3 protein-coding genes and 1 pseudogene are annotated in these 5,704 nt (G+C 71.5%); 2 read left to right on the top strand and 2 right to left on the bottom strand.

Features of this window, described 5'->3' with window-relative positions; all coding sequences use genetic code 11:
- Window positions 1-679, bottom strand: a pseudogene (locus tag GUY61_RS40810) (helix-turn-helix domain-containing protein); the annotation flags it as partial.
- 535 nt (window positions 680-1,214) lie between these two features.
- Here GUY61_RS40810 and GUY61_RS39385 point away from each other — a divergent pair.
- Window positions 1,215-3,248 carry a DUF4157 domain-containing protein gene (locus tag GUY61_RS39385; RefSeq protein ID WP_208106786.1) on the top strand — a complete coding sequence of 678 codons (2,034 nt, stop codon included), beginning with the start codon at window positions 1,215-1,217 and terminating at the stop codon, window positions 3,246-3,248.
- 426 nt (window positions 3,249-3,674) lie between these two features.
- On the top strand, window positions 3,675-4,715 hold the full coding sequence (locus tag GUY61_RS33515; RefSeq protein WP_166634092.1) for a hypothetical protein: 1,041 nt from the start codon (window positions 3,675-3,677) through the stop codon (window positions 4,713-4,715).
- 186 nt (window positions 4,716-4,901) lie between these two features.
- On the opposite strand, the gene GUY61_RS33510 is transcribed toward GUY61_RS33515, so the two are convergent.
- On the bottom strand, window positions 4,902-5,704 hold an 803-nt coding region (locus tag GUY61_RS33510), incomplete at its 5' end, for a (Fe-S)-binding protein (protein WP_166634091.1).

Here is a 5,704-nt window from a genome sequence, read left to right as displayed (position 1 = left end):
GGGCGGGGTGGCCGGGCTGCGGTACGGAGGGAAGCGGCTTGCGCGGTGTGCGGGGCGCGTGCGTTCGATGCGCTGTCTGCGGTGTGCGGGGCGCGTGCGTTCGATGCGCTGTCTGCGGTGTGTGGGGTGCCGGTGTTGCGTGCGCTGCCTGGAGCGAGGACCTCTCGTGCTCGGCCGGCACCGGCACTGACACCGGCGCTTGTGGTGCGGCTGTCGGGGCGTCGGGTGGTGTGCAGTCGGGCTCGGTGGTGTGGTGCCGGGCCGCCGTCGCGGGGTGGTTGCAGGAGACGGTGCGGGTGATGAGGTGTCCGCCGGGGATGCGTTCGCGGCGGCGGCGCAGGTAGCCGTGGGTCTCGAGTTCGCGCAGGGCGGCGGCGATGCGGGTCGCGCCTTCGGGGAAGCGGGCGGCGAGGGTCTTGATGTCGACGCGGGCCCCGGCGGGCAGGGACTGGATGTGCACGGCCAGCCCGATGGCGAGCAGCGACAACTCGGCGTGCTGGGCGAGGTGGTTGCCGATCACCGTGAAACGGGCGGCGTGGCGGGTGTTCTCGTGCACCACGCCGGAGGACTGCCCGCCGCCGCGCGGACGGGACCGCGGCCGCCGGGTGCCGGTCCGGCGTTGATTGCCGGCAACGCGGGCCTGGGCGCGCGGGGGCGCGCTAAGGTCTTTCGTGTCCATCGGGAAGTTGCCTCTTCCTCGGTGGTCAGGCCCTCGCACTGGGATTGCCGTCCCGGCGGGGGCCGTCGCATGTCTGCTGTTGTGTCGCGCCGAGCGTAGGACAGGCAACGGCCTCCCAAACCACCCAAGTCGGTGATGTTCACCCGCGCGAGTGAGCGATCGCGGCGGGAGGGACGGGGAGGGGTTTGGCCGGGTGCTTTCTCTCTCACGTCCTTTCAGGGAGAAAGCGCGAAGCACCGGAGCACACGCGGCCGGGTTCCGGTGGGAGAGCGGACCCGGTAATTCGATGGCACGCGCCCCGCGGCGCGACCACCCTGGTGTCCGTGGCAGCACCCAAGCATCAGATCCGTGCCCTGCACACGGCCTCCACTCTCACAGACTCTCCGGGACCGTGGCCCGGTCGAGCACGCCGACCGGTCGCCGCGGACATCCGCGCTCCAGGTCTGCGCGAATTCCTGGCCGAAGGGTTCTTCGCACGGCGTGACCTCGGGCCAACGATGGCGGGAGGTCATGTCCGGGCAGGGATGGAGAGTCGATGGCAGCGCAGCGTCCCCCTCGTGACGAGCAGAAGAGCCACAAGGGTCTGCACCCGGCCCGGTCCGCATTCCCGTATCCCGCCGATCGGCTGCCGGCGGTCGGGCGGCTGAGCTCCCTGGGCTCCGCGGGCCTGCTCTCACTTCAGCGTCTCGCCGGGAACGCCGCTCTCGGACATGCCATCCAGCGGGAGCGCGCGGCGGACCGAGCGGCGGACCAAGGGGAAGGGCAGACGTCCGTCCAGCGGTCGGTGCAGGACGTGCTGCGCGGTTCCGGGCAGCCGCTCGACCACGAGACCCGCACCGACATGGAGGCCCGTTTCCAGGCGGACTTCTCCGACGTACGCCTGCACACGGACCGCGCGGCACAGGAGTCCGCGGCTGCGGTCGGCGCCCGCGCCTACACCTCCGGCAGCCATGTGGTCATCGGCGAGAGCGGCGCCGACCGGCACACGCTCGCCCATGAGCTGACCCATGTGATCCAGCAGCGCTCGGGCCCGGTCGCCGGATCCGACCGGGGAGACGGGGTGCGGGTGTCCGACCCGGGCGACCGCTTCGAACGTGAGGCCGAGGAGCAGGCGACACGCGTCCTGGGCAGCGCCCCGCCCGCGCGCACGGAACACGCACACACGGAACACGCACACACGGAACACGCACACACGGCACATGGGCACGCGAGCCAGTCGGGGATCCCGCTGCAGCGGGCGCCGCTGCGCTCCTCCGCTGCCGCTCAGGAGGACCAGTACTTCCAAATGAGCGACCTCGTCGCGATGTGGGTACCAGCCGAGGACTTCGACGCCGACGGCAACCTCGTACAGGTTCCGGATCGCGCCTACGCCGGTGAACGTCAGGGCTACGGGGTGGACGCGCTGCGCGTCCCCAGCGCCTCCCTGCCCAGGCTCACGGCGAGCCGCCGGGGCGGCACCCTCCAGGACAGCTGGCAGGTCGATTTCCAGACCTCGTTCTTCGTCTACCGCGTGGAGCTGATCAACAGCGATCTCCAGCACAGTCACACGCTGATCGATCCCGGTCGGTCCTTCCGCATCATCAGGATGACCCCCAAGGGGTCGGGCGGCCGGTCGATGGGACGGACCTACAAGTTCGGCGACTACTGGGGCATCAACCCGGCGTACACCGGCGGACGGGATCCCGAGGAACTGGCCGGGCTGCGAGGGCTGGACGAGGACAACCGCGTCGGCGCCGACACCACTGGGCTCATCCAGCTGCCCACCGACCCGAGCCAGCCGTTCGTCTTCTACAAGCGCAACATCGTCGACCCGAGCTTCGCCTACGCGGACGGCACGTCCAACAACAGCCGCCGTTTCCTGAGCGTCGCAGACTTCGACGCCAAGGCCAACCGGGCCGAGGCAGCGGGGCGAGGGAAGCTTCGCAGGCAGGTCAGGGTGTCCAGGCCGCCGACCGTGGGCCGGGCGGACGCCGGGCGCAACCCGGCGGGGGCCATGGGCCACATGCCCGCGCACGCCTTGATGCCGGTGACCGGCCACGGCGGCGGAGCGGGGCGGCGCGCCTCGCACGAGTGGTGCCACCTCATCGGCGACGGCGACAACGGCCCCACCGAGTTCCGCAACCTGGTGGTCGGCACCAATGCCGTCAACACGGAACAGCTGGCCATGGAGACGGCGCTGCGGGACTACCGGACCCGTTTCCTCGGACTCGGCTACGCGATCCGGCTCACCGTCGAGGCGGTCCTCGAACGGACCGAGGCCGAGTCGCCGAACGTACCGGGCGGCCCGTACCACAAGGCGGACTGGATCAGCTTCATGATCGACATCATCGAGAATCCCGCCCACGGTGCCGGCAGCGCCGACGTGGACGGGGCGGTATCCGTGTCCGGGACGGTGCACCGGCAGGTCATGGACGCGAAGCGCGGCACCATCACCGAGTCGGAGTTCACCAGCCTCCACAACGAAGTGCGCAACAAGCTGCGCGGGGTGCATGCGGACCTGCGGGAGCAGCAGGAACAGGCGCGCGGACGGTCCTCACGCTACGGCTCCCCCATGTCCATCGGCTCCTGAAGGCGAAGACCTCGATACGGCCCGGCAACTCCTGCCCTCGGAGCGCCCCTGCCTCATGGACGACGGCCTCATGGGCGACGGCCTCATGGGCGACGGCCTCATGGCCCACCTCCGCCCATGAGCCGAAGAGTGGGAGACCAGCAGGGAGAACACCGCGAAGACTGCCGAAATACTGCCATGCGCGGGTCAACCCCGATCTGTCAGGATCCTGTTGCCCAGGAACCCGCGAGCGGGCCGGACGGGAAGGGCCCCACACGGTCGCGAGGTCCGGCGGTCCGCCACTCGGTCGCCGGTTGCCGGTCGCCCATGGCCGGTGGCCGCATCGGAACAACACACCAGGAGACGATCATCACCGCCCTGCGCAAGACCCTGACCGCCGCCGCCGTCGTCACCGCGGTTCTGGCGGGTGCCGCCGCCTGCGGCACGGTGGAGCAGCTCTCCGCCGGACAGAAGCTGGACCAGGCCTTCGAGAGGATCGGCGAGAAGAGGTCCCTCTCCCTCGAGATCGACCTGGACACCGACGCCGAGACGCTGAAGGCGCTGGACGCCGCGTCCGACCCCGCGCCGGGCGAGGAGATACCGGACGAGGCCGCGAAGCTGCTCAGTGACGCCGTGATCACCTTCACGGTCGAGTCGAAGAAGCCCTTCGCCGAGGCCGACGAGAACGACTTCACCGGCATGGCCATGAAGGTCAGCACCTCGGACGGCGACCTGGCCGAGTACCGGGTGGTCGGCGACTACACGTACTTCCGCTCCGACTTCGAAACCCTCAGCGAGGCGATGGGCATCCCGATGCCTCCCGCCGACGAGCTGCCGCCGGAGGCCGCGCCGCTCAAGAAGGTGATCGAAGGCGAGTGGGTCAAGGTCGACACCAAGGAGCTCGAAAAGGCCGGCACCGGGGCGGCGGATGACGAAGGATCGCCCGCCGCGGAGCCGTCTCTTGACGCCAAGACGCAGAAGAAGCTGCTTAACGGGCTGCGCGAGGTCGTCTCCCGCGAGGTCGACCTCAAGACCGCCGGCGAGAAGGACGGCACCGAGCACATCACCGCCACGGCCCCCTTCCGCACGCTGCTCACCGAGTTGCTCGACGAGATCCGCCCGCTGTCGAAGGACCTGCCGCCGGGGATGGTGCTGCCGACCGCCAAGGACCTCAAGGACGCCCCGAACGCCGAGGTCACGGCCGACTTCGCGCTCAAGAACGGCGAGCTGACCGAGGTGAACGTCGACCTCGCCGCGCTGGCCGAGGACACCGAGGTCAAGAAGCTCGGCCTGGTGCTCCGGATGAGCGAGGGCAGCAGGCCCACCGCCCCGTCGGGCGCCACCGAGCTGGACATGGGCGCGCTGATGGAGGGCTTCGCCGGCATGGCGATGGGTGGCGCGGACTTCAGCGAGGAGGGCTTCCCCGGCGAGGAGTTCCCCGAGGACGGGTTCGACTTCGAGGAGCTTCCCGAGGACGAGACCGTCTGAGCCCGACCGCCGACGGGCCCGGACTCACTGCCGTCGGGCGCCCGGGGAAACGTCCCCGGGCGCGCCCTGCCTGCCGGGCGGCCGGCCGTGAGGCGGACGGTTCCGCGGCCGGGTCGTCGGCACTACCTGCGACGCACATCCCCGGACCGGTGACCGCCGCCTCGGGTGGGTCCGCTGGATTCCGGCTCAGGGTTGCCCGGGGTCTGGGCACCGCGGGGCACGGGCCCGGCCCGGGTCCGGTTCCAGTGCGTCGGCCAGCACCTCCGCGAGGTGGCGGGCCCGGCGGGACGCGAGGTGGTCGAGCTGGGTGCGGCAGGAGAAGCCGTCCGCGAGCAGGACGGCCTCGGCGCCGGCGGCGCGCACGGCGGGGAGGAGGCGCTCCTCCGCGCAGGCCGCCGAGACCTCGAAGTGGCCGCACTCGAAGCCGAAGTTGCCGGCGAGACCGCAGCAGCCGGAGGTGAGCTCGCCGGTGAGGCCCGCACGGGCGCGCAGGACGCGCTCGGCGGTGTCGCCGAGGACGGCGTGCTGGTGGCAGTGGGTCTGGCCGACGGCCGGGGCGTCGACGCGGGGCGGGATCCAGTCGGGGGCCAGTTCCTCCAGCGCCTGGGCGAAGGTGCGGACGGAGGCGGCCAGGCGCGGGGCTCGGGGATCGTCGGGGAGGAGTTCGGGCAGGTCGGTCTTGAGGGCCGCCGCGCAGCTGGGTTCGAGTACGACGACCGGTGTGTCCGGGCCGTCGAGGACGGGGGCCATCGTGTCGAGGGTGCGGCGCATGACGGCGCGGGCCCGGTCGAGCCGCCCGGTGGAGACGTAGGTGAGGCCGCAGCACACGCGGCCCGGCGGGAGGGCGACGGGCACCCCCGCATCGTCGAGGACGGCCACCGCCGCCCGCCCCACCGACGGTGACAGGTACTCGGTGAAGGTGTCGGGCCACAGGACCACTGCCGCGCCGGGCGGTGGAACGGGCGCCGACCCACCGGGGCCCGCGGCCT

Source organism: Streptomyces sp. GC420 (genome assembly GCF_009916105.1).
Taxonomy (GTDB): domain Bacteria; phylum Actinomycetota; class Actinomycetes; order Streptomycetales; family Streptomycetaceae; genus Streptomyces.
This window is presented reverse-complemented; position numbering and strand designations above follow the sequence as displayed.